This window comes from Microbacterium sp. LWH10-1.2, from assembly GCF_038397765.1.
Classification (GTDB): domain Bacteria; phylum Actinomycetota; class Actinomycetes; order Actinomycetales; family Microbacteriaceae; genus Microbacterium; species Microbacterium natoriense.
Map to the genome: position 1 here is coordinate 152,072 of NZ_CP151638.1, position 22,307 is coordinate 174,378.

Annotated in this window: 22 protein-coding genes; 9 read left to right on the forward strand and 13 right to left on the reverse strand. The window is 70.6% G+C overall.

Annotation, left to right across the window (positions count from 1 at the left end; genetic code table 11):
* Nucleotides 1–13: 13 nt before the first annotated feature.
* On the forward strand, nt 14–1,261 hold the full coding sequence (locus MRBLWH10_RS00600) for a mannitol dehydrogenase family protein (RefSeq protein ID WP_341941252.1): 1,248 nt from the start codon (nt 14–16) through the stop codon (nt 1,259–1,261).
* Between the two features lie 2 nt (nt 1,262–1,263).
* Complete coding sequence (locus tag MRBLWH10_RS00605) at nt 1,264–2,304, forward strand: LacI family DNA-binding transcriptional regulator (protein ID WP_341941253.1); 1,041 nt, start codon at nt 1,264–1,266, stop codon at nt 2,302–2,304.
* A gap of 64 nt (nt 2,305–2,368) precedes the next feature.
* On the opposite strand, the gene MRBLWH10_RS00610 is transcribed toward MRBLWH10_RS00605, so the two are convergent.
* The 6 genes from MRBLWH10_RS00610 to MRBLWH10_RS00635 all read right to left on the reverse strand — a co-directional run bounded on the left by MRBLWH10_RS00610 (nt 2,369) and on the right by MRBLWH10_RS00635 (nt 9,131).
* Nucleotides 2,369–3,859 carry a polysaccharide lyase 6 family protein gene (locus MRBLWH10_RS00610; RefSeq protein ID WP_341941254.1) on the reverse strand — a complete coding sequence of 497 codons (1,491 nt, stop codon included), beginning with the start codon at nt 3,857–3,859 and terminating at the stop codon, nt 2,369–2,371.
* Between the two features lie 97 nt (nt 3,860–3,956).
* Nucleotides 3,957–5,240 carry an alpha-L-fucosidase gene (locus MRBLWH10_RS00615; RefSeq protein ID WP_341941255.1) on the reverse strand — a complete coding sequence of 428 codons (1,284 nt, stop codon included), beginning with the start codon at nt 5,238–5,240 and terminating at the stop codon, nt 3,957–3,959.
* The gene (locus MRBLWH10_RS00620) at nt 5,237–5,971 is read right to left on the reverse strand and encodes a tyrosine-protein phosphatase (protein WP_341941256.1); all 735 of its coding nucleotides are present in this window, start codon (nt 5,969–5,971) and stop codon (nt 5,237–5,239) included. Before MRBLWH10_RS00620 ends, MRBLWH10_RS00615 begins: the two co-directional genes overlap by 4 nt.
* A 3-nt stretch (nt 5,972–5,974) precedes the next feature.
* Nucleotides 5,975–6,841, reverse strand: a complete 867-nt coding sequence (locus MRBLWH10_RS00625; RefSeq protein WP_105672930.1) for a carbohydrate ABC transporter permease — start codon at nt 6,839–6,841, stop codon at nt 5,975–5,977.
* Nucleotides 6,838–7,812 (reverse strand): sugar ABC transporter permease, encoded by a 975-nt coding sequence (locus MRBLWH10_RS00630; protein WP_341941257.1) that lies wholly within the window; start codon nt 7,810–7,812, stop codon nt 6,838–6,840. The genes MRBLWH10_RS00625 and MRBLWH10_RS00630 overlap by 4 nt, the downstream gene beginning before the upstream one ends.
* Nucleotides 7,809–9,131, reverse strand: coding sequence for a sugar ABC transporter substrate-binding protein (locus tag MRBLWH10_RS00635; protein ID WP_341941258.1), 1,323 nt, complete (start codon nt 9,129–9,131; stop codon nt 7,809–7,811). The genes MRBLWH10_RS00630 and MRBLWH10_RS00635 overlap by 4 nt, the downstream gene beginning before the upstream one ends.
* Nucleotides 9,132–9,261: 130 nt before the next feature.
* Between MRBLWH10_RS00635 and MRBLWH10_RS00640 the strand changes: the two genes are divergently transcribed.
* The 3 genes from MRBLWH10_RS00640 to MRBLWH10_RS00650 all read left to right on the forward strand — a co-directional run bounded on the left by MRBLWH10_RS00640 (nt 9,262) and on the right by MRBLWH10_RS00650 (nt 12,486).
* Nucleotides 9,262–10,263 (forward strand): hydroxyacid dehydrogenase, encoded by a 1,002-nt coding sequence (locus tag MRBLWH10_RS00640; protein ID WP_341941259.1) that lies wholly within the window; start codon nt 9,262–9,264, stop codon nt 10,261–10,263.
* Between the two features lie 67 nt (nt 10,264–10,330).
* On the forward strand, nt 10,331–11,386 hold the full coding sequence (locus MRBLWH10_RS00645) for a LacI family DNA-binding transcriptional regulator (RefSeq protein ID WP_223585861.1): 1,056 nt from the start codon (nt 10,331–10,333) through the stop codon (nt 11,384–11,386).
* A complete protein-coding gene (locus tag MRBLWH10_RS00650) occupies nt 11,383–12,486 on the forward strand; it encodes a glycerate kinase (protein ID WP_341941261.1) in 1,104 nt (367 codons plus the stop codon). Before MRBLWH10_RS00645 ends, MRBLWH10_RS00650 begins: the two co-directional genes overlap by 4 nt.
* Nucleotides 12,487–12,588: 102 nt before the next feature.
* Here the strand turns inward: MRBLWH10_RS00650 and pgm are convergent, their stop codons facing one another.
* Complete coding sequence (pgm, locus tag MRBLWH10_RS00655; protein WP_341941262.1) at nt 12,589–14,232, reverse strand: phosphoglucomutase (alpha-D-glucose-1,6-bisphosphate-dependent); 1,644 nt, start codon at nt 14,230–14,232, stop codon at nt 12,589–12,591.
* A gap of 101 nt (nt 14,233–14,333) precedes the next feature.
* Between pgm and pheA the strand changes: the two genes are divergently transcribed.
* Nucleotides 14,334–15,284, forward strand: a complete 951-nt coding sequence (pheA, locus tag MRBLWH10_RS00660) for a prephenate dehydratase (RefSeq protein ID WP_341941263.1) — start codon at nt 14,334–14,336, stop codon at nt 15,282–15,284.
* A 97-nt stretch (nt 15,285–15,381) separates the two neighbouring features.
* Here pheA and MRBLWH10_RS00665 read toward each other — a convergent pair whose 3' ends face one another.
* From MRBLWH10_RS00665 to MRBLWH10_RS00680, 4 genes are all read right to left on the reverse strand, one after another.
* Nucleotides 15,382–15,591 (reverse strand): methyltransferase, encoded by a 210-nt coding sequence (locus tag MRBLWH10_RS00665; RefSeq protein ID WP_341941264.1) that lies wholly within the window; start codon nt 15,589–15,591, stop codon nt 15,382–15,384.
* A 69-nt stretch (nt 15,592–15,660) separates the two neighbouring features.
* The gene (locus MRBLWH10_RS00670) at nt 15,661–16,707 is read right to left on the reverse strand and encodes an LLM class flavin-dependent oxidoreductase (protein ID WP_341941265.1); all 1,047 of its coding nucleotides are present in this window, start codon (nt 16,705–16,707) and stop codon (nt 15,661–15,663) included.
* Nucleotides 16,708–16,770: 63 nt separating this feature from the next.
* Nucleotides 16,771–16,998, reverse strand: coding sequence for a DUF2795 domain-containing protein (locus MRBLWH10_RS00675; RefSeq protein WP_341941266.1), 228 nt, complete (start codon nt 16,996–16,998; stop codon nt 16,771–16,773).
* A 95-nt stretch (nt 16,999–17,093) separates the two neighbouring features.
* Nucleotides 17,094–17,516, reverse strand: coding sequence for an Hsp20/alpha crystallin family protein (locus MRBLWH10_RS00680; RefSeq protein ID WP_341941267.1), 423 nt, complete (start codon nt 17,514–17,516; stop codon nt 17,094–17,096).
* A gap of 125 nt (nt 17,517–17,641) precedes the next feature.
* Between MRBLWH10_RS00680 and MRBLWH10_RS00685 the strand changes: the two genes are divergently transcribed.
* Nucleotides 17,642–17,938 carry a MerR family transcriptional regulator gene (locus tag MRBLWH10_RS00685; RefSeq protein ID WP_341941268.1) on the forward strand — a complete coding sequence of 99 codons (297 nt, stop codon included), beginning with the start codon at nt 17,642–17,644 and terminating at the stop codon, nt 17,936–17,938.
* Between the two features lie 105 nt (nt 17,939–18,043).
* Complete coding sequence (locus MRBLWH10_RS00690) at nt 18,044–19,777, forward strand: sodium:proton antiporter (RefSeq protein WP_341941269.1); 1,734 nt, start codon at nt 18,044–18,046, stop codon at nt 19,775–19,777.
* Between the two features lie 188 nt (nt 19,778–19,965).
* On the opposite strand, the gene MRBLWH10_RS00695 is transcribed toward MRBLWH10_RS00690, so the two are convergent.
* On the reverse strand, nt 19,966–21,387 hold the full coding sequence (locus MRBLWH10_RS00695; RefSeq protein ID WP_341941270.1) for a dicarboxylate/amino acid:cation symporter: 1,422 nt from the start codon (nt 21,385–21,387) through the stop codon (nt 19,966–19,968).
* 128 nt (nt 21,388–21,515) lie between these two features.
* Entirely contained in the window at nt 21,516–21,848 is a 333-nt protein-coding gene (locus MRBLWH10_RS00700) for a hypothetical protein (protein ID WP_105672920.1), read from the reverse strand.
* Between the two features lie 96 nt (nt 21,849–21,944).
* Between MRBLWH10_RS00700 and MRBLWH10_RS00705 the strand changes: the two genes are divergently transcribed.
* Nucleotides 21,945–22,307 carry a YbjQ family protein gene (locus tag MRBLWH10_RS00705; RefSeq protein ID WP_105672944.1) on the forward strand — a complete coding sequence of 121 codons (363 nt, stop codon included), beginning with the start codon at nt 21,945–21,947 and terminating at the stop codon, nt 22,305–22,307.

Here is a 22,307-nt window from a genome sequence, read left to right on the forward strand (position 1 = left end):
CGGAGGAGAACGCATGCCGCACGGGCAGTCAGAGACCGAGGCGCCCACCATCGCGCACCTGGGCGTCGGCGCCTTCCACCGTGCCCATCAGGCCTGGTACACCGACCGCGCGGCTGAGGTCGGAGAGCCCTGGCGGATCGTCGCCTTCACCGGGCGCTCGGCGACCCAGGCCCGCCTCCTCGAGGCGAGGGGCGGCCGGTACACGCTCGTCACCAGGGGCACGGAGGGAGACGGCTTCAGCGAGGTGCGCAGCATCCGCGCCGTCCACGACGGCGCCGAGAGAGCCCTCTGGGAGCAGGCGCTCGCCGCCCCTGAGACCCACATCGTCACCCTCACCGTCACCGAGGCGGGCTACCTGCCCGGCGGCACCGCGTCGACGAGGCTCGCCGGCGGTCTCGCGGCCCGGCGCGCCTCGGGCGCGGGGGCGCTCACCGTCATCAGCTGCGACAACCTCGGCAGCAACGGAGACGTCGCCCGGGACGCCGTGTTCGACGCGGCGATGAGGATCGACCACACCCTCGCCGACTGGATCGACGAGCACGTCGTGTTCCTCTCCTCGATGGTCGATCGCATCACCCCCCGGACGACGGATGCCGACATCGACGAGGTCGAGCGCGCCACCGGCATCCGCGACGAGGGCACGGTCGTCACCGAGCCCTTCTCGGAATGGGTGATCGAAGACGGCTTCGCCGGGCCGCGTCCTGCGTGGGAACGCGTCGGCGTGCGGTTCACGCGCGACCTCGCACCGTACGAGCAGCGCAAGCTGCGGCTGCTCAACGGCGCGCACTCCCTGCTCGCCTACCACGGGCTGCTGCGCGGCATCGACGACGTGGCCTCCGCCTTCGGCGACCCCGCCCTGCGCGACCTCGTGGAGGAGTACTGGACCGTCGCCGCGGAGAGCTGCGTGCTGCCCCGCGGCGAGGTCGAGGACGCGATCGCCGCGACGCGCGTCCGGTTCGCCAACCCGCGCATCCGTCACCTGCTCGCGCAGATCGCGACGGACGGCGCCCACAAGCTGCCCGTCCGCATCGTCCCCGTGATCGACCACGCGCTGCGATCGGGAGCGGATGCCGCGGCCCCGGCATCCGTCATCGCGGCCTGGGCCATCGCCGGCGGCCACTCGCCCGCCGAGATCGACACTCTCCTGGACGGGGCGGGGGGAACCGCCGCCGCAATGCGCGCGGCGATCGGACGAGAACTCCGTAGGCTGGAAGAAGATCCCGTCGCAGCGGCGACGCGGGTCGAACCAGTGAGGAGCTAGGCATGGCAGACGACATCGCGGTCGGATCGCCCGCCGAGTCGGAGGCCGTGCGTGCGTCCGAGAGCGTGACGATCTACGACGTCGCCAAGCTCGCCGGCGTCAATCCGTCGACCGTGTCTCGTGCGCTCAACCGGCCCGGTCGCGTGAACGCCGTGACCGAGCGCCGCATCCGCGCAGCAGCCGAGACCCTCAACTACCACGTCAACCCGATGGCGCGGGCGCTGCCGACCGGGCGCACCTCGATCGTCGGCCTCGTGGTCTCCGACATCACGAACCCGGTGTTCTTCGACGTCATCCGCGGTGCGGAGGCGGCGGCCACCCGGTCGGGCTACACGCTGGTTCTCACCGAGTCCGAGGAGTCGGACGAGCGCGAGTACGAGCGCGCCCAGCGGATGCTGCGCATGGTCGACGGGATGCTGCTGGCCACCCCGCGCATGTCGGACGAGCAGATCACGGCCCTCGCGCGGCAGAAGCCGGTCGCGGTCGTGAACCGCCTCGTCGACGATGTGCTGTCGGTGATCCCCGACGTGCAGCACGGCATCGCCGAGGCGGTCCGTCACCTCCGCGGGCTCGGCCACAGCCGCATCGCGTACGTACCGGGTCCTCCGCTGTCGTGGATGGCCCGGCGCCGCGGCGAGCTGCTCGCCCAGCGCTGCGAGTGGGCGCACATCGAGCTCGCGACGCTCGACTCCGTCGCACCGACCGTCGCCGGGGGCCGCAGCGCCGCGGTGGCCGTGCGCGACAGCGGCGCCACCGCCGTGATCGCCTACAACGACCTCATCGCCATCGGCCTCATGCAGGAGCTCGTCGAGACCGGCATCCGCATCCCCGCCGACATCAGCGTCGTCGGCTTCGACGACATCTTCGGGGCCGACTTCACCTCGCCGCCCCTCACGACGATCAAGTCGCCGCTGCGCGAGGGTGGCGACCACGCCATGGCGGCGCTTCTCGGACGTGTGACGGACACCGAGGTCTCGGCCGATGGCTTCGACCTCGCGACCACGCTCGTCGTGCGCGGGTCGACGGGCCCCGCCGCCCGCTGATCCGTCACCCGCGAGGGAGACGCAGGAGGGGCGGATGCCGACGGCATCCGCCCCTCCTGCGTGCTCAGCAGGCGAGGGGGCCGACGTCCTCGGGGGTGAGGGGCTCGCGCTTCGCGTGGCCCCAGCCGAGCTCGTGCGCGCCCACGTCGGCCGCACCGGTGCGCTTGCGACCGTCGATGTCGTCTCGCACGAACGCCGAGTGGTCCTGGGTCCCCGCGTTCACGGCGGGGCTGCCGCTGCCGATGCGCAGCACGTCGGCGGCGTCGCGGGCGAGCAGCGGATCGACGCGCGTGAAGCCGGACGCAGGCAGGTCGCCGTCGGGCGCCGCACCCCACAGGATGTTGCCCGCCCACGTGAAGCCGGTGCCGGTGGGCACGCTCGCGAGGGTTCCGGCATCCCCCTGGATGATGTTGTCGACGATCACGCAGTCGGCCGGGGGGATCGGGCGATGCGTCTCACCGGAGATGCCGCCCGCGTTGCCCACGATCGTGTTGAGCGCGACGCGCACGCGGTCGACCGCGTCGTTCTTGTTGCGGGAGTTCGCAGGCTCCCCCTCGTAGTGGTCGCGCACGGTGCCCGCGCCGAGCACGACGGCGGTGTCGGCGGTCTCGCCGATGTAGTTGTTCACGATGACGTGGTCGTTGCCGTAGATGCGGATGCCGCGCTGGCCGCGGATGATGTGGTTCGACTCCACGCGCGTGCGGTTGCCGTGCCGCAGCACGATGCCGCCGCCGCTGTCGCGGAAGGTGTTGAAGCGCACGGTGTTGTCGCTGGACTTCACCGAGATCGCCTCAGGGTCGCCGTTCGTGCGCTCGAAGAGGTTGTACTCGACGATCGCGTAGGCGCTGCTCAGCGCGCGGGGGCTGACGCCGAGGCGGATCGGCTCGCCGCCGTTGTCTCCGGGGAAGGAGTGGTCGGAGAAGTAGTTGTGGTGGATGTGCACGTTCTCGGCCATCTCGGTCGAGTTCGCGCCCTCGATGCCGAGGAACAGCCCCAGCGTCGACTTGCTGTGGAAGTGGTTGTACTCGATCACCGTGTTGTCGGCGCGCACCATCATGAAGTGCATGCCCTCGATGTCGGCCAGGCGGAACTCGTTGCGGCTGAACGTGACGGCGTTGCAGGTCGGCAGGACCTCGATCATCGTCGACTGCGTGAACACGAAGCCGCTGATGACGAGGTCGTGCGTGCCGTCGAAGACGAAGCTCTGCGCTCCGGTGAGGGTGACGCCCCCGACGGTCGCCGCCATGATCGTGAGCGGCTTGTTGCCGCGTCCGCCCACCCCGGTGAGGTCGATGGGGGCGCCGTCCGGCACGGCGTAGGTGCCGTCGGCGACGATGATCGTGCCGCCCTTGGTCATCGCGCGCACCGCGGTCTGCAGCTCGGCGATGCTCGACACGTGCGAGTACGGCCCGCGGCCGGGCAGCATCGGCGCGATGCGATCGCGGGCGGATGCCGCGGACGGCCGGCCGAGCACGGCGGCGCCCGCCTGCTGCGGGATGGTGACCGCCGCAGCGGCGCCGGCCACGGCGGACAGGATGAAGGTTCGGCGTTTCATTTTTTCCTCCTCGTCGAGGGATGGGGGGTGGAGGGTCGGGCCCCTCGGCGCGCGATCCCGAGGGGCGGAAGCGTGAGGGGTGAGGGGCCCGACCGGCTCAGGGGGCGTCGGTGAGGAACAGCTCGATCACCGGCACGGGGGAGTCGGGGCGCTGCACCGGCAGCTGCAGGGTGAGCGTCCCGTCGGGGAGGCCGCCCATGAGCGTGTTCTGCGCGACCCGGTTCGGGTCGACGTGCAGCGGCACCAGCTCGGAGGCATCAGCCATCAGCTGCGCGTAGCCCACCTTGCCGGCGAGGCCGGGCAGGTGCAGGTGCTTGAACGGCCAGGAGAACAGGTGCACGTACAGGCGGTCGCCGCGGAGCGTGTACCGGGTGTCGCCGGGCGCCTGCCACGGGGCGGGGCCGGCGCCGTGCACGGAGCGGGCGTGATCGTCCATCCAGGAGGCGATCTCGTCGAAGGTGCGCTGCGCCGTCGCGTCGAGGCGCCCTCGGCCGTCGGGTCCGACGTTGAGCAGCAGGTTGCCGTCTTTCGAGACACCGTCGATGAGCAGCTTGATCAGCGACTCCGGGCTCTTCGCGTCGAGGTTGTCGCGGTCGTACCCCCAGCTGCCGTCGAGGGTCTGGCAGGCCTCCCACGCGACGGGGACGCCGTTGCGCTCCATCGGCTTCAGGGGCTGGTACTGCTCGGGGGTGACGATGTCGCCGGGGATGCCGAGGCGGTCGTTCACGATGATGTTCGGCTGCAGCGCCCTGACCATGCTCAGCAGGTTCTCGGCATCCCAGTCCGCCGCCCCCTTGCCGCCCCAGTAGTCGGGGCGGTGGCTGTAGGAGAAGTCGAAGAACAGGTAGTCGATCTGCCCGTACCCGGTGAGGAGCTCGCGGACCTGCCCGTGCAGGTAGCGCTGGTAGTCGCGGATGTCGCGGTCGGCGGCTGCGGCCTTGAACTCCTCGTCGTCGCGCTGCGGGTGCGTGCCGTCGACGGGGAACGAGGGGTGGTGCCAGTCGATGAGGGAGTAGTAGAGGCCCACGCGGAGCCCCTCGGCCCGGCAGGCGTCGACGAACTCGGCGACGGCGTCGCGACCGAACGGCGTGTTCATCGAGGTGTAGTCGGTGAGCGCGGAGTCCCACAGGCAGAAGCCGTCGTGGTGCTTCGCGGTGAGCACGACGTAGCCGGCGCCCGCGGCCTTCGCCGTGCGCGCCCAGGCCCGCGGGTCGTAGCGGTCGGGATCGAAGTGCGCGAAGTACGGCTCGTACTCGGCATCCGTCATGCGCTCGCGGTTCTTGACCCACTCGTGCCTGGCGGCCAGCGAGTACAGGCCCCAGTGCACGAACATCCCGAGGCGCGCCTCGGTGAACCAGGCGAGGTCGGCGGATGCCGTCATGACGATGCTCCTTCTGAGGGGTCTGCGGGGGAGACGAGGGCGTCGCGGAGCGCGGCGAGCTCGTCGGATGTGACGCCGTGGGCGCGGAGGTAGTCGGCGGCCGATCCCCACTCCGCGTCGAGGGCGGCGAGGGTGTCGCGCATGACCTCGGCGGGGGACTCGGTCGCGAGCATCCACGCGTGGCGGGACTCGGGGTACTTCTCGGCGAGCCGCGCGGAGGTGGCCCTGCGGTGCTCGGCGGGGATGAGGCCGGCGGTGAGCGCGTAGTCGGCGACGACGGCCTCGCGGTCGGCGCCGACGGCCGAGAGCGCGAGCGCGATCGTGACTCCGGTGCGGTCCTTGCCTGCGGTGCAGTGCACGAGCGTCGGCTCGCCCGCGGCGATGATGCGCACGGCCTCAACGAGCTGCACCGATGAGCGGGAGAGCAGGTGCGCGTAGATCTCGCCGAGGCTGTAGTCCTCGACGAAGAAGGAGCGGGTCGAGCCGAGGTAGAGCGGGAGCCGGGTGATCGCGACGCCGTCGACGGCGGTGGCGTCCTCGGAGACCTCGTCGTCGGCGCGGAGGTCGACGATGCGGCGGACGCGGGAGCGCACGACATCCGCCCCACCCGCGTCGACCGCGGCGAGGTGACCCGAGCGGAACAGGCGCCCGGTGCGGATCACCCCGCCGGATGCCGGGATGCCGCCGACGTCCCGGAAATCGGGCACGCCGTCGACCACGATCACGCCCACGGGTCAGCCCTTCAGAGCGCCGGACGTGAGTCCGCGGGCGAAGGAGCGCTGGAACAGCAGGAACACGATCACCGACGGCGCGAGCGCGAGCAGCGACGCGGCCATGACCACGCCGGGAGTGACCTCCGGCTCGATGCGCAGCGTGCGCAGCGCGAGGGGGAGCGTGTAGGTGTCGCTCGACGTCGAGACGAGCAGCGGCAGCAGGTACTGGTCCCAGATCATCGTGAAGCCGAACACGCCGATGACGCCGAGGGCGGGCTTGCACAGCGGGACGATGATCTGCGCGAAGACCCGCAGCTCGCTGGCGCCGTCGATGCGTGCGGCCTCCTCCAGCTCGAGCGGCACGTCCTTCATGAACTCCGTCATGACGAGGATCGAGAACGCCCAGGCGCCGATCGGGACGATCATGCCCGCGAGCGTGCCCATCAGGTTGATGTGCACGAGGGGGAGGTCGGCCAGGAGGATCGACAGCGGCAGGGCGAGGATCTCATCGGGCAGCATCATCGTGGCGAGGATCGCGACCATCGCCAGCGCCGAGAAGCGGAACTTCTTGCGGGCGAGGGCGTAGCCGGCGAGCACCGACACGACGACCTGCAGCAGCAGGCCGAAGCCGACCACGAAGAACGAGTTCATGAGGTAGCCGAGCACGCCGAAGTCGAAGGCGACCGCGAAGTTGTCCAGCGTGGGCCGGTTGGGGATGACGCTGAGCTCCGTCGGGTCAGAGACCTCGCTGAAGGCGCCGGAGAGCAGCGCGACGAGGGGGCCTGCGAACAGGACGACCACGACGGCGTACAGCAGCACCTTCACGCCGATTCCGACGACGGTGCGGCTCTCGGTGAGTCCGAGAGCGGTATCGGTTCCGGCGCTCATGCGTCCTTCTTCTTCCGCAGCAGCAGCTGCACGGTGAGCGTCAGCACGAGGGTCGCGAGGAACAGCAGCACTGCGCCCGCCGATCCGACCCCGAGCTTCTGCTGCTCCAGTCCGAGCTTGTAGAGGAGGGTCATGACGACCTCGGTGGCGCCGTTCGGGCCGCCGTTGGTCATCAGGTAGACCTCGGTGAACACCCGGAAGCCGCGGATGGCGGCGAGGATGAACAGGATCGTGAACACCGGGCGGAGTCCGGGGAGGGTCACGTGGACGATCCGCTGCCAGCGGTTCGCGCCGTCGACCGTCGCGGCCTCGTACAGCCCGCGGTCGATGCCGGCGAGACCGGCGAGGATGATCATCATGTCGTAGGGGCCGCCGCGCCAGATGCCCATCAGCATGATCGACCACATGGCCGAGTCCGGGCTGTTGATGTACTCGCTGGGGGCGATGCCCATGATGTCGATGATCGAGTTCAGGAACCCGTCGGGAGACGGGTGGTACATGATGCGCCACAGCTCGGCGACCACGGCCATCGGGACGACCACGGGCAGGAACGCCGCGGATCGGATGAAGGAGAGCTTGCGGGTCTGGCCCTCCAGCAGGAGCGCGAGGAGGAAGCCGAGGATGAGGCAGCCCGCGGTCTGCCCGAGGGCGAGCACGAGCGTGTTGATCGTCGCGTCGCGGAAGGCCGCGTCGGTGAGGATCGTCTCGTAGTTCTTGAACCCCACGAACTCGTTGCCGAGGTAGGGGCGGACGTTCTCGACGGACATGCCCACGGCCTGGAACATCGGGATGTAGCGGAAGATCAGGAACAGCAGCAGGGCGGGGGCGAGGAAGGCCCACGGGACCCACCACTGGCCCTGCACTCGATGGCGGCGGCGGCGCCGCCGGGCGGGCGGCGGGGACGCGATGGCCCCCGCCGCTGCCTGGGGTGCGTCGGCCGCGGTCGCGGCGTCGGCTGTGTGGATGGTCACTGCTTGAGGATTCCCTGCGTCAGGAGCTCGGCCGTCAGCTTGCCGTCGAGCTTGGTGAGTTCTTCTTCGACGTCGAGCGAGCAGTCGGCGAGCAGCGCGTTGATGGTGTCGGCGCTCATCTGGCGGACCGGGGTCCAGCTCGGGATGGTCGGCGCGTAGTGGCCGCTCTCCTGGTAGGCGGTCGCGAAGGTCTGCCAGCGGGGGTCGTCGCGCACGTCGGCGATGTCGACCTTCTCGTTCACCGGGAGCTGGATCGCGAAGGCATCCGTACCCTCCATGCCGAACTTCTGGGCGTCGGGGCTGACGTACCAGTCTGCGAAGGCCGTCTGGCCCTTCTCGTTCTCGGAGCCGGCCATCAGGTAGACCGTGCCGCCCTCGGCGAGCACGGAGGAGTCCTTCGGACCCTTGGGGGCGGGGACGACGGTGTACTTGTCGGCGCCCAGCACCTTGTCGAAGCGGGGCATCATGTACGGGCCGGTCAGGTACATGCCCGCGACGCCGGACTCGAACGCCTCGTTGGTCGGCGGCGTGTCCATGCTGGGAGCGCCCGGCTGGACGACCCCGGCCTTGCACTGCAGGTCGCGGAACCAGGTCGCGGCCTCGATCGCCTCGTCGGAGCTCATCGACGGCAGCCATTCGTCGCCGGAGCCCGTGATGAAGTCGCCGCCCGCGGCCCACAGGAAGTTGGAGAAGTACCAGGAGGCGTAGCCGCGCTTGGTCGATCCGGGAACCGCGAGGCCGTAGGTGTCGGCCTGGCCGTTGCCGTCGGGGTCCTTCTCAGTGAAGGCCGTGGTGACCTCGAGCATCTCGTCCCAGTCGGTCGGCGCCTCGAGGCCGAGGTTCTGCAGCCAGTCGCTCCGGATCATGAGCGCGTTCGCCTGTGCTGAGTACGGGATGCCGTAGGTCTTGCCGTCGACGGCCTTGCCGGCCTCGAGCGCCTGCGCCGTCATGTCCTTGGAGTTCTTGATGTCCTTGAGGTCGATCTCGCGGAGGATGCCCTGGGACTGCATGGTGCCGAGCTGGCTGACGTCGTTGAGCACGATGTCGGGCAGGTCCTTCTGCCCTGCACGCTGGGCGAGCTTGATCTCGAAGTCGTCGAAGATCGCGGTGACCTCGGCCTTGTAGCCGGTGGCCTCCGTGAACGCCTCGACCTGCCGGATCGTCGCCGCCTCGCTGGGGCTTCCGGGGGTCGTGCGGGTCCAGATCTCGAGGACGGCATCCTCGTCCTGCGTGACGCCGGAACCGCCTTCGGGGGCGGCCGTGCTGGAGCAGCCGGCAAGGGCGAGCGTCACGACGCCCAGGATTGCGGCTGCTTTCATCTTTGTGTGCATGGGTTCTCCAGGGTTTGGCAAACGCTTGCCACTTTGCAAGACGTCGTTGGCGAATCTAACCTAGGGACGCGAGCACTGTCAATCATTGATCGGATGTTTCGCCTTCGAAGGAGAGCACATGGAGCGCATGCGAGCGCGGCTGGTGATGGAGGAGCGACGTCGAGACGACGTCTATCCGGCAGAGGTTCTGGCAGGTATCGACCGTACCGTGGACCTGGTCCGACCGTTCCTCACCGCAGAGGAGTTGGCGGCGGACCCCGAGGCGCTGCGTGACGTCGACGTGCTGCTCACGGGGTGGGGGGCTCCGGTGATCGACGCGCCCCTGCTGGAGCGCGCTCCGCGGCTGACGGCGGTGCTGCACGCGGCCGGATCGGTCAAGCACATCGTCACCGATGCCGCCTGGGCGCGAGGGATCACGGTGGTCTCGGCGGCCGCGGCGAACGCCGAGCCCGTCGCCGAGATGACGGCGGCGCAGATCGTGCTCGCCGCCCGCGGAGTGCCCGCAGCGCGGCGGGCCTACCGCGAGCTGCGGTCGAAGGATGCCGCGGCGCAGTTCGCCTCCGGAACGCGGAGCAGCGTGGTCGGGCTGGTGGCGCTCGGCGCGATCGGCCGCCGTGTCGCGGAGCGGCTGCAGGGCACCGGCGTGTGTCTGCTCGCCGCCGATCCCTACGCCTCCCCCGCGGCGGCTGCGGAGCTGGGGATCGAGCTCGTCTCGATCGAGGAGCTGTTCTCGCGCTCGGAGGTCGTGAGTCTGCACGCCCCGCTGCTGCCGGCGACGACGGGCATGATCGGCGCTGCGCTGCTCGAGCGGATGCCGCAGGGCGCGACGCTCGTCAACACCGCTCGGGGCGGGCTGATCGACGAGGCCGCACTGGTCTCGGTGCTCTCGCGCCGGACCGACCTCACGGCGCTCCTGGACGTGACGGTCGACGAGCCGCCCGCGCCCGATTCGCCGCTCTGGGAGCTCGAGAACGTCGAGCTGACACCGCACGTCGCGGGCTCCATGGGCGCCGACCGCGGGGCGATGGGCGAGCTCGTGGGAGAGGAGCTGGAGCGCCTCGTCGCAGGGGAGCCCCTGCTGCACGCGATCGACGAGAGCGCTCTCGCGAGGATGGCCTGAACCGGCAAGCGGTTGCCAGGCTGCGACACCTCTCGGAGTCTGTCGGTCATCCCAGTATGCTCGGGTCATGAGCACGCCGGAAAGCCTTTCCCCGGTCCGCCGGCCGCGGCATGCGCGCGGAGCGGCCCCGACCCTGCACGACGTCGCGCGCGAGGCCGGCGTCTCACTCGCCACCGCATCCCGTGTCCTCAACGGCTCGGAGCGCAAGGTCGCCGAGTCGTTCCGCGAGCGCGTCGAGCGGGCGGCATCGGAACTCGGGTACACGGCGAACGTCTCCGCGCAGTCGACCGCCAGGGGAACCTCTCCCGTGATCGCCCTGCTCGTCGCCGACATCGCCGACCCGTACTTCGGACTCATCGCCTCCGGCGTCGCGCGCGGAGCGGACGAGCACGGTCTCGTCGTCACGATCGCGATCACCGAACGGGACCCCGAGCGCGAGGCCCGCATCGTGAGGGCGCTCCGCGGACAGCGCCCTCAGGGGCTCATCCTCGCGGCCTCCCGCACCACGGGGCCGCCCGACACGGGAACGGCGCGCGAGCTCGCAGAGTTCTCGCGCCTGGGCGGGCGGATCGTGACCTTCGGCGCCGGCGAGGGCGACGGACGCCACGTCGAGATCGACAACCGCAGCGGTGCGCGGGCGCTGGGCGAGCGCATGGCCCAGCTCGGCTACCGGTCAGCGATCCTGATCGGGGCCGCGGAGGGCGTGCTGACCTCCGACGAGCGTCTCGCGGGCTTCGAGACCGGGTTCGCCGCGGGTGGTGGCTCGGTCGACCGCGTGCTGCGCGGTGACTTCCGCCGCGAGTCGGGCACGGCCCTGATGGCCGCCCAGCTCGCCGCGGGCGTCGAACCCGGCACCCTGGTGTTCGGGATGAGCGACATCGTCGCGATAGGAGCGATGTCGGCGATCCGCGACGCCGGACGCGCCGTGGGCGAGGACATCGCGGTGTGCGGCTTCGACGACGTGCCGTCCAGCAGCGACGTCGCGCCAGCCCTCACGACGGTCCGGGTGCCGCTCAGCGAGGTCGGCTACCAGGCGTTCCGGGCGACCGTCGACGCGGACTGGCAGCAGGCGCCGCTCCCGCTCGAGGTGATCGTGCGCGCGAGCACTCCCGGTCTCGCATGACCTCCGTCGTCCTGGCGCCCGACAGCTTCAAGGGCACGATCACGGCCGCGGACGCCGCGGACGCGCTCGCCGCGGGATGGGCCTCCGTCGACCCCGCCGCCTCCTTCGTGCATCGACCCATGGCCGACGGGGGAGAGGGCACGGTCGCCGCGTTCGCCGCGGCGGTGCCGGGCGCAGAGCGGATGCCGGTCACCGTCGACGGACACGCGGGCGAACCGATCGGCACGGCCTGGCTGCTGCTGCCACCCACAGACGAGGCACCCGGCGGCACCGCGGTCGTCGACCTCGCCTCCACGTCGGGCATCGAGCTCCTCGCGACGCTGCGCCCGTGGGATGCCGACACCACCGGACTCGGACAGGCGATCGACGCGGCGCTCGACCACGGCGTCTCGCGGCTCGTCGTCGGGATCGGGTCCAGTGCGTCGACCGACGGCGGGATGGGCATGCTGACCGCTCTCGGAGCGCGGTTCCTCGACGCCGCGGGAGCACCCGTCGCCCGCGGGGCTCGGGGACTCGCCGACCTCGCCTCCGTCGACCTCGCGGGTCTGCGGTCGGCGCCATCGACGCTCGTGCTCACCGACGTGACCAACCCGCTGACCGGTCCACGCGGCGCCGCCGCCGTGTTCGGCCCGCAGAAGGGGCTCACGGCATCCGACGTCCCCGTCGTGGACGCAGGGCTCGCACGTCTCGCCGGGCTGCTGGGCCTCGACGCGTCCATGCCCGGTGCGGGCGCGGCCGGAGGAACCGGCGCCGCACTCGTGGTGTGGGGCGCGGCCCTCGCCCCCGGTGCGGCGGAGGTCGCATCGCTCATCGGGCTCGCCGACGCGATCGCCCGCGCCGACGTGGTGATCACGGGCGAGGGGTCGTACGACGGGCAGTCCGGCGACGGCAAGGTGCCCTCGTACATCTCCGCCCTGGCCGCCGACGCGGGGGTTCGCGCGCTGCTCGCGGCCGGCCGCATCACCCCGGATGCCGACACCTCGCCGTTCGCGGCATCCGCCTCGTTGGCGGCGCTCGCCGGATCGTCGGAGGCCGCTCTCGCCGACCCCGCTCGCTGGCTCGTCGAGGCCGGCGCCGCGCTCGCCCGCAGCATCCGCTGAGGCGTTCGTCTCGTCGCTGCGCTCCTCGCTCAGCGGCCGGGGGCAACAGAGCGGGTCGTCGAGCGAGCGGAGCGAGACGAGACGCGGTGAGATCCGCGCGCCCTAGCCCCCGAGCGCGGCGGACACCACGGCGCGGGCCTCCGACTGCACCTCGGCGAGGTGCTCGGGGCCCAGGAGGCTCTCGGCGTACAGCTTATAGACGTCTTCCGTGCCCGAGGGGCGGGCAGCGAACCAGGCGTGCTCGGTCTGCACCTTGAGGCCGCCGATCGCCGCGCCATTGCCCGGTGCGTGCGACAGCTTCGCGGTGATGGGCTCGCCGGCGAGAGTCGACGCCGACACCGCCTCGGGGGCGAGCTTCGCCAGCGCGGCCTTCTGCTCGGGCGAGGCCGGCGCATCGACGCGCTGGTACGCGGACGACCCGAACGCCTCCTCCAGCTCGCGGTACCGCTCCGACGGGGTCTTGCCCGTCACGGCGATGATCTCGGCGGCGAGCAGGCACAGCAGGATGCCGTCCTTGTCGGTCGACCAGACGGTGCCGTCCTTGCGCAGGAACGAGGCGCCGGCCGACTCCTCCCCGCCGAACGCGACGGAGCCGTCGAGCAGGCCGGGCACGAACCACTTGAACCCGACCGGCACCTCCAGCAGGCGGCGACCCAGCGACTCGGCGACGCGGTCGATGATCATCGACGACACGAGCGTCTTGCCGATCGCGGCATCCCGCGGCCACTCGGCGCGGTGCGAGAACAGGTAGTCGATCGCGACCGCGAGGTAGTGGTTGGGGTTCATGAGACCGGCATCCGGGGTCACGATGCCGTGGCGGTCGGCATCCGCGTCGTTGCCCGTGAGCACGTCGTAGTCGCCCTTCTTGGCGACCAGGGAGGCCATGGCCGAGGGGGAGGACGGATCCATGCGGATCTTCTCGTCCCAGTCCAACGTCATGAAACGCCAGGTCGGGTCGACCTCAGGGTTCACGACGGTGAGGTCGAGGTCGTGCACCTCCTTGATGAGCGCCCAGTACTCGACGGATGCTCCGCCCAGCGGGTCCGCGCCGATCCGCACGCCCGCGCGGCGGATGGCGTCGACGTCGATGATGGTGGAGAGGTCGCGCACGTACGCGTCGCGGAAGTCGTACTCGCCGATCGTGTCCCCGTCGACGTCGGCGTAGCGGATGCGCTTGACGCCGTCGAGGCCGTTGGCGATGAGCTGGTTGGCGCGGTCGGCGATCCAGCCGGTCGCATCCGTGTCGGCGGGGCCGCCGTGCGGAGGGTTGTACTTGAAGCCGCCGTCGCGGGGCGGGTTGTGGCTCGGGGTGACCACGATGCCGTCGGCGCGGCCCGCGGCATCCGGAGCCAGGTCGCGGTTGTAGGTGAGGATCGCGTGGCTCAGCGCCGGCGTCGGCACCCAGGAGTCGCGGGAGTCGACGCGCACGTCCACCCCGTTGGCGATGAGCACCTCGATGGCGCTGCGCTCGGCGGGGAGGGACAGTGCGTGGGTGTCGCGTCCGAGGAAGAGCGGGCCGGTGATGCCCTGGCCGGTGCGATAGTCGACGATCGCCTGGGTGGTCGCGAGGATGTGATTCTCGTTGAAGCTGTTCGACAGCGAGGAGCCGCGGTGGCCGCTGGTGCCGAACACGACGCGCTCGGCGGCGACGCCGGGGTCCGGTACGCGGTCGTAGTAGGCGGCGATCAGCTCGTCGACGTCGATGAGGTCACTTTCCTCCGCGGGGAGGCCGGCACGGCTCGTCATGCAGACAGTCTGCACCGAGCGGGCCGTTCGCGCACGTCTCATTTCCAGAGGTGTGAAGGTTTTCGTCGGCGGGAGTCTCACGTGCGACGCGGACGGCTAAGGTGAAACGCGTGACTGAACGCCGCACCTACAGCTACCTCGGCCCCGCAGGAACGTTCACCGAAGCGGCGCTCGACCAGGTCCCCGAGGCGCGCGGCCAGGAATGGCGCCCCGTGCACAACGTCGGGGAAGCGCTCGACGACGTGCTGTCGGGGGTGTCGGATGCCGCGATGATCGCGATCGAGAACTCGATCGAGGGCGGCGTCTCCACCACGCAGGACGCGCTGGCCACGCTGCCAGGACTGCGGATCATCGGCGAGTACCTCGTCAGGGTGAACTTCGTGCTGGTGGCGCCCCGGGGCACCCGGCTCGAGGACGTCTCCGTCATCGCCGCCCACCCCGTCGCCTACGCCCAGTGCCACGGCTGGCTCGGCGAGCACCTGCCGCAGCACTCCCACGTGCCGGCCGCGAGCAACGTCGCCTCCGCGATCGGCGTGCTCGACGGCTCGCTCCCCGCCCAGGCGGCGATCGCGCCCCCCGGCATCGTGAAGCACTACGACGTGGACGTGCTCGCCGATGGCATCGGCGACAACGCCCAGGCGGTCACCCGCTTCGTGCTCGTGACCCGCACGACGCGCTCGCCGGAACCCACCGGGGCCGACAAGACCTCGCTCATCGTCGAGCTGCCCCACGACCGCCCCGGTTCGCTGCTCGAGATGCTCGAGCAGTTCTCGACCCGCGGCATCAACCTGTCGCTGATCGAATCCCGCCCCATCGGCGACGCGCTCGGTCGCTACCGGTTCGTCATCGACGCCGACGGTCACATCGAGCACGAGCGCATGGCCGACGCGCTGCTCGGCATCCGCCGGTTCAGCCCCCGAGTGGTGTTCCTCGGCTCCTACCCCCGCGCCGACAGGCAGATCGTGCAGTACCCGGAGCGCTACTCCGACGACGTGTTCGTCGAGGCGCGCGACTGGCTGCGCGGCATCCTTTCCGGAGAGCCCGACGCCTGACCGCCCTCGCGTGCGGGCACGCGACGATGGATCAGAAATGCCGGGGAGAGACTCCCCGGAGCGTCATTCCTGACCCATCCTGCGGACCCGGGCGGGGTCAGTGCTCGCGGAACAGCGGCCAGGCGCTGCCCGGCGTCATGCGGGAGTGCAGAGCGCCCTTCGCCGACGCCAGGCTGGGGTAGCTGCCTGTTGCGGCATCCGACCCTGCCATCACGACCGTGTAGCCGTCGTCGTCGTGGCGGATGCTGCCGACGACTCCGTTCGTGCCGTAGGCGACCCAGAGAGCGAGGGTCTTCGTGGTACTCATCATCGAACTCCTTCCGTTGCGGGCGACGCTACGCCTGTCCCGCACAGAAGACCACCCTCGTGCGGCGATTCACATCGCGGCGGCGATGAGCTCCAGCGTCTGCGCGCGGCCGGGGGAGGAGTCGCGGGGCTCCGCGTCGTACGACGCGGCGACCGGAGACAGCATGACCTCGTCGACGCCGTACCGCTCCGCGAACCCGCGCACCTCGGCGGCGACCGACTCCCCGGTGCCGACGAACCAGCGCTCGCGGGCGGCCGACACGACCTGCTCGGTGGCGGCATCCGCCTCCGCCGAGGCGGCGACGGCCTGCTCGACCGTCTCCAGCGCGACCAGCGGCTTGTTCAGACGCAGTCGCGCCATCATGCGGAGCTGGGGGAGAGCGCGGGCCTCCGCCTCGTCCTGCGTCGGCGCGGCCACGGCGTTCACGGTGAGGAAGGTGCGCGGCTCTGGGTGCTCCTCGCTCGGGCGGTAGCCGGTGCGGTACAGGTCGAGGGCGCGCTCCAGCCCCTGGCCGGAGAAGTGGTTGGCGAACACGTACGGCAGGCCGTGGGATGCCGCGAGCTGCGCCGAGTAGTCGCTCGAGCCGAGCAGCCACACCTCGGGAGAGCTGGTGGCGGCGGGCGTCGCGTGCACCGTGTACTCGCCGCCGGACGTGAAGCGGACGGTGGCGCCGTCTCCGGAGAGGAGCGCCGCGATGTCCTGCACGTGCCGGGGGAACTGCTCGACGTCGCTCGTGGTGCCGGAGCCGCGGAGCAGCTGGGTGATGACGGGGTCGCTGCCCGGCGCCCGGCCGAGACCGAGGTCGATGCGTCCGGGGGCGATGGCCTCCAGTGCGGCGAACTGCTCCGCGACGATCAGCGGGGCGTGGTTCGGGAGCATCACGCCGCCGGAGCCCAGCCGGATGCTCGTGGTGCGGGTCGCGGCGGCGGCGATCAGCACCGGCGGAGTCGTGGATGCCACGGCCGGCATGTTGTGGTGCTCGGCGAACCAGTAGCGGCGGTACCCCAGCCGATCGGCGGTCTGCGCGAGGCTGAGGGAGGCGGCGATGGCCTCCGCGCTGGTCTGCCCGGAGCGGACCGGGACGAGGTCGAGGACGGAGAGAGCGGTGGAAGTCATCCCCATCCGTAACAGGAGGACGGGGCGGGGAATTCCCCGCCCCGTCCTCCTGCGCGGCGCCTGTCAGGCGTGGGCCGGTTCGCCAGGAGAGAAGATGCCGGCCAGGGCCTGCCGGGCGAGTCGGTAGCGGACGTGCCAGGCGGCGCCGTAGCTCTGCTCCGGCAGAGCATCGAGCACGGCCCTGTCCTCGGCGGACAGGCCTTCGCGCGCGGCTTCGCGTAGCAGATCGTCCCGCACCGCCGGATACTCCATTCCGGCGAGGAAGCGGTCGAGGTCGGTCGAGAGCGCCATGGCGTTCCCCCTTTCCTTGAGGTGGTGGACGAGCGGGGCGGTGATCACCGGTCGCGGGGTCGCGACGGGGTCCGCCGGCGCGACCCCGCGAGGGATCAGGCGTCGATCGCCTGCCGCTGGTCGCCGGACTCGACCTCGATGCGACGCGGCTTGGCGCGCTCGCTGACCGGGATGATCACCGACAGCACCCCGCTCTCGTACGAGGCGCTGATGCGATCGAGGTCGACCCCATCGCCGAGCGTGAACTGGCGCAGGAACTGGCCGGCGCCGCGTTCGCGGGCGAGCCAACGGACGCCCTCAAGGCTGTCCGCCGTGCGCTGGGCGCGGATCGTGAGCTGGGATCCGTCGACGTCGACGTCGATCGAACCGGGGTCCACGCCCGGGAGATCGGCGTGGAGCAGGTAACGGTCGCCGTCGCGGTAGAGGTCGACGGGCATCAGCCGGGGTGCCCGAACGGAGTCCAGAACGCTCGCAGCGAAGCGATCGAGCTGACTGAACGGGTCGAATGACAGTGCCATGAGTTTCTCCTTTCGTGCGCGCCCTCTCGGGCGAAGGTCCACGAGATTATCTGCATCTCGCGCTATAGATTTTTTATAGATCAGATTGCCGCTAGAATGCAAGTCGTTGAGAAGGAAATCTGCCGATGACCGAGCGTGACCCGCGAACCCCCCTCTACGGCATCGCCGTCGCCGCGCAATTGAGCGGGCTCCCCGAGGCCAGCCTGCGTCTCTTCGAGGCCAAGGGGCTCCTCACCCCCGCGCGCAGCGACGGAGGCACACGCCGATACAGCGACGACGACGTCGCCCGCCTGCAGCGCGTTACCGATTTGCGCGGTGAGGGCATCAACCTCGCCGGGATCAGGCGGGTGCTCGATCTGGAGGACGAGAACGCCGGGCTTCGCGAACAGGTGTCGGGGCGCCGGGACGACGAGGCGGACTGAGGTCGACGGCATCCGGCGCGCCGCTCGCCCTGTCGAGACGGCGACCGATCGCCGCCGCCCACGTCCTCCACGACGACGGTCCTTCCTCCCAGTACCGTGGTGGGCATGGGCGTCGAATTCTTCTACATCCTCGTCGGCAGCGTCGTCGTGGCGGCGATCGCGCGATGGCGGGGGTGGCCGGCGCCGCTGCTGGTCACGGTGGTCGCGCTCGCGGCATCCTTCCTCCCGTTCGTCCCCGATCTGCAGACCGACGGCCACCTGCTGCTGAACCTCGTGCTGCCGCCGCTGCTGTACTCGGCGGCGCTCGATGTCTCGTTCGTGGGCTTCAAGCGCAGCCTGCCGCAGATCCAGCGCCTCGGGATCTGGCTCGTGCTGCTCACGACGCTCGCGGTCGGCGCGGTGGCGTGGCTGATCCTGCCCTCGCTGACCCTTCCTGGCGCGCTGCTGCTCGGCGCGATCGTCGCCCCGCCCGACGCGGTGTCGGCCGCGGCGATCGGCCGCAAGCTCGGACTGCCCCGGCGCATCATGAACGTGCTCTCCGGCGAGAGCCTCATCAACGACGCCACCTCGCTCACCCTGTACCGGGTGTTCGCCTCGCTCCTCGTCAGCGCCACCGTCACCATCACCGTGTGGGACGGCATCTGGCAGTTCATCGTCGCCGTCGCGGTCGGCGTCGTCATCGGCCTGATCTTCGGCATCGTGCTGCACCAGCTGCGGATGCGGATCGACGACGCGGTCGTGATCGGCACCTTCGGGCTGCTCGCCCCGTTCGGCGCGTACGCGATCGCGGAGCACCTCGGTGGTTCCGGCGTGCTCGCCGTCGTGGCGATGGGCATCTACGTCGGCTTCAACGCCCCGCGCACCGACTACACCACGCGGCAGCAGGAGAAGCCCCTGTGGCTCTCGGCCGACCTGCTGCTGGAGAGCTTCGTGTTCGCCTACATCGGGCTGCAGTTCCCCCGTGTGCTTCGAGACCTCAGCGGAGAGTCTGTCGGACACATCCTGTGGCTGTCGGCGGCGGTGCTGGTGGTCGTGCTGCTGGTGCGTCCGCTCTACGTGTACCCCGCGAACGCGTGGGCGAACCGCCTCGACCGCAAACGCCTCGAGCGGTGGGACCGCGGGGTCGAGTCCGGCGAGTTCGAGAAGCGGCGAGGCCGCTCGCGGCGGTGGCGCGATCAGGATCCCGATGAGCTGCGGGAGCAGATCGTGAAGGAGCGGATGGCGGGGCTCCAGCTCACCTGGAAGGACAACGCCGTCATCTCCTGGGCGGGCATGCGCGGCGTCGTCACGCTGGCGACCGCCCTCGCGGCGGCCGACCTCGCGACGCTCGCCCCCGAGGCCTCGCACGCGATCGTCGTCGTCGCCTTCATCGTCACCGTCGGCACGCTCCTGCTGCAGGGGCTCACGCTGCCGGTGCTGATCCGGCGCCTCGGCATCGGGAGCGACTCGGAGCACGAGGAGGACGCGCAGGCGCTCGCCGCCGTGCAGGCGAAGACCCGCGAGGCGGGCAAGGAGTTCATCGCCGCCAAGCGCGTGGAGTGGGAGGCGAAGCACGGCTCCCTCGACCTCAGCGTCTTCGACGCCTTCGCCAAGCGGATGACCCGCGTGGAGAAGGACGCCGATGAGGCGCAGCAGGTGGAGGATGCCGCGGCCCGCCCCTCGTACGAGGACCTCGTCTCCCTGTTCAGGGGGTGGCTGCACGTGCGTCGGGAGATCGTTCTCGCCGAGCGCGACGCCGGCAACCTCGACGAGGAGGTCATGCGCGAGCTGCTCGCGGCGATGGATGCCGAGGAGCTGGCGCTCGACACCCGCGGCGCGATGCGCCAGCAGGAGCGGTAGCGCGGCGGCATCCGCTCTTCCCGTTCACAACTCCTCAAAGAACGGGTTCGCGCCCGAGGACGGCCCTGTGGTTCTGGGGCGGGCGCTTGCGTGGTCTGCGGTTCGTGAGGAGTTGTGAACCGCTCAGACGCGAGAGCGCCCCACCCCGCGGACGGGATGGGGCGCTCTCGCGTGCGGTGGGCGAGCGGTCAGCTCGCGGCGACCGGCTGCTTGTCCGACGCGGCGTCCGCCTCGGGGGAGTCGTCGCCCGAGTCGTCGGCGAAGGGCAGGCCCTCGCGCGGCGCGTTGTAGAGCTCCTCGTCGAGGATGCCCTCGCGCTTGGCGACGATGGTCGGCACGAGCGCCTGACCGGCGACGTTCACCGCGGTGCGTCCCATGTCGAGGATCGGGTCGATCGCGATGAGCAGGCCGACGCCGGCGAGCGGCAGGCCGAGCGTGGAGAGCGTCAGCGTGAGCATCACGATGGCGCCGGTGGTCCCTGCGGTCGCGGCCGAGCCCACCACCGAGACGACGATGATCATGATGTACTGCCACCACTCCAGCTGGATGCCGAAGAACTGCGCCACGAAGATCGCGGCGATGGCCGGGTAGATCGCGGCGCAGCCGTCCATCTTGGTGGTCGCACCCAGCGGCACGGCGAAGGACGCGTAGGAGCGCGGCACGCCGAGGTTGCGCTCGGTCACGCGCTCGGTGAGCGGGAGGGTGCCGATCGACGAGCGGCTGACGAAGGCCAGCTGCACGGCCGGCCACACGCCCGAGAAGTACTGCCTGATCGACAGGCCGTTGGTCTTGACGATGATCGGGTAGACCACGAAGAGCACGAGGGCGAGGCCGATGTAGATCGCGATGGCGAACCAGCCGAGCGAGGCCAGCTTCTCCCAGCCGTACTTGACGACGGCGGCGCCGATGAGGCCGAAGGTGCCGAGCGGGGCGATGCGGATGATCCACCACAGCACGCGCTGGATGACCTTGAGCAGCGACTCGGTGAAGGCGAGGAAGGGCTCTGCCTTCTTGCCCGCCTTGAGCGCGGCGATGCCCACGGCCACGGCGACGACGATGATCTGCAGCACGTTGAAGCCGATGCTGGACGTCGCGCTGCCCGACTCCGCGTCGACCGAGGTGCTCACGGTGAGGCCGAGGAAGTTCTGCGGGATGAGGCCTGTGAGGAAGTTCCACCAGGTGCCGACCGTGTACGGGTCGCCCTCCTGCAGGCCCTCGCCCGCGCGGGAACCGGGCTGGATGATGAGGCCGAGGCCGATGCCGATCACCACGGCGATGAACGCCGTGTAGGCGAACCAGAGGAGCGTCTGCCCCGCCAGGCGCGCGGCGTTCTGCACGCGGCGCAGGTTCGAGATGCTCGCGACGATCGCGGTGAAGATCAGCGGGATGACGGCGGCGCGCAGCAGCGTCACGTACGAGCCGCCGATCGTGTCGAGGGTCGCGGAGAGGCCGTTTGGCGCCTCGGCGGTGGCGCCGAGGTTGCGGGCGACGAGGCCTGCGACGATGCCGAGGACGAGGGCGGCGATGATCTGGAAGCCGAACGAGGTCAGCAGCTTCCGTACGGGACCGCGGGTGTCGGGCGCCTTCGCGGCGCGGGCGGTGGTGCTCATGTGGGGGGACTCCAGGAATGACTGCGTGCCGAGTGCACGCCATAGCCTCAACGCTATGAGCGCCTGTGAATTCCCTGGGTGGATGTGACGAAGCATGACGGATGCCGGCGGCATCCGTCGTGCCCGAGTCAGGTCGTGCACTCCTCGAAGTTGTCCTTGAGGATCTTGACGGTGAGGTCGCGGTCCTCGACGCTGGACGCCTGGTCCTTGCCCTGCGCGATGTAACTGAGGGTCTCGTTGCTGAGCTTCGAATCCAGCAGGTAGCCGGCGAAGCAGGCCGCGGCATCCGCGTTCACCTGATCGCTCATGCTCTGCGAGGTGTAGTAGTCGATCAGTCCGTCGGTCAACTGCTTCTCGGTCGGTCGGCTCGCACCGCAGGCGGCGAGGGAGAGGGCGAGGGCGGCGACGGGCAGCGCCATCAGCACGCGTGCGGGGGTGCGCAACTTCCGGTCCGGATTCATGGCCTCCACCGTACGCGTTCCGGCGCCGGATCAGAGGGCGGCGGGCGGAGAGAACTGCCCATACCCCGGGGGCGGCGCCTGTGGCACCATGTGGTCATGTTCATGGTGACGACGAACGACATCCCCGGCTACCGCATCACCAACGTGCTCGGAGAGGTCATGGGCATCACGGTCCGCTCGACCGACTTCGGCCAGGGGTTCACGGCGGGTTTCCGGGCGCTCGGCGGCGGGGAGATCCCCGAGTACACGCAGATGATGTACGAGAGCCGCCAGGTCGTGATGAGCCGCATGTGGGCCGAGGCGCAGCAGCGCGGCGGCAACGCGATCGTCGCCATGCGCTTCGACGCCGGGTCGATCGGCACCTTCAGCGAGATCTGCGCCTACGGGACGGCCGTGGTGGTGGAGCCGGTGGGGGCGCCGCCCGCACCGCCCGTCGTCCCGCAGCAGCCGGCGGTGTGA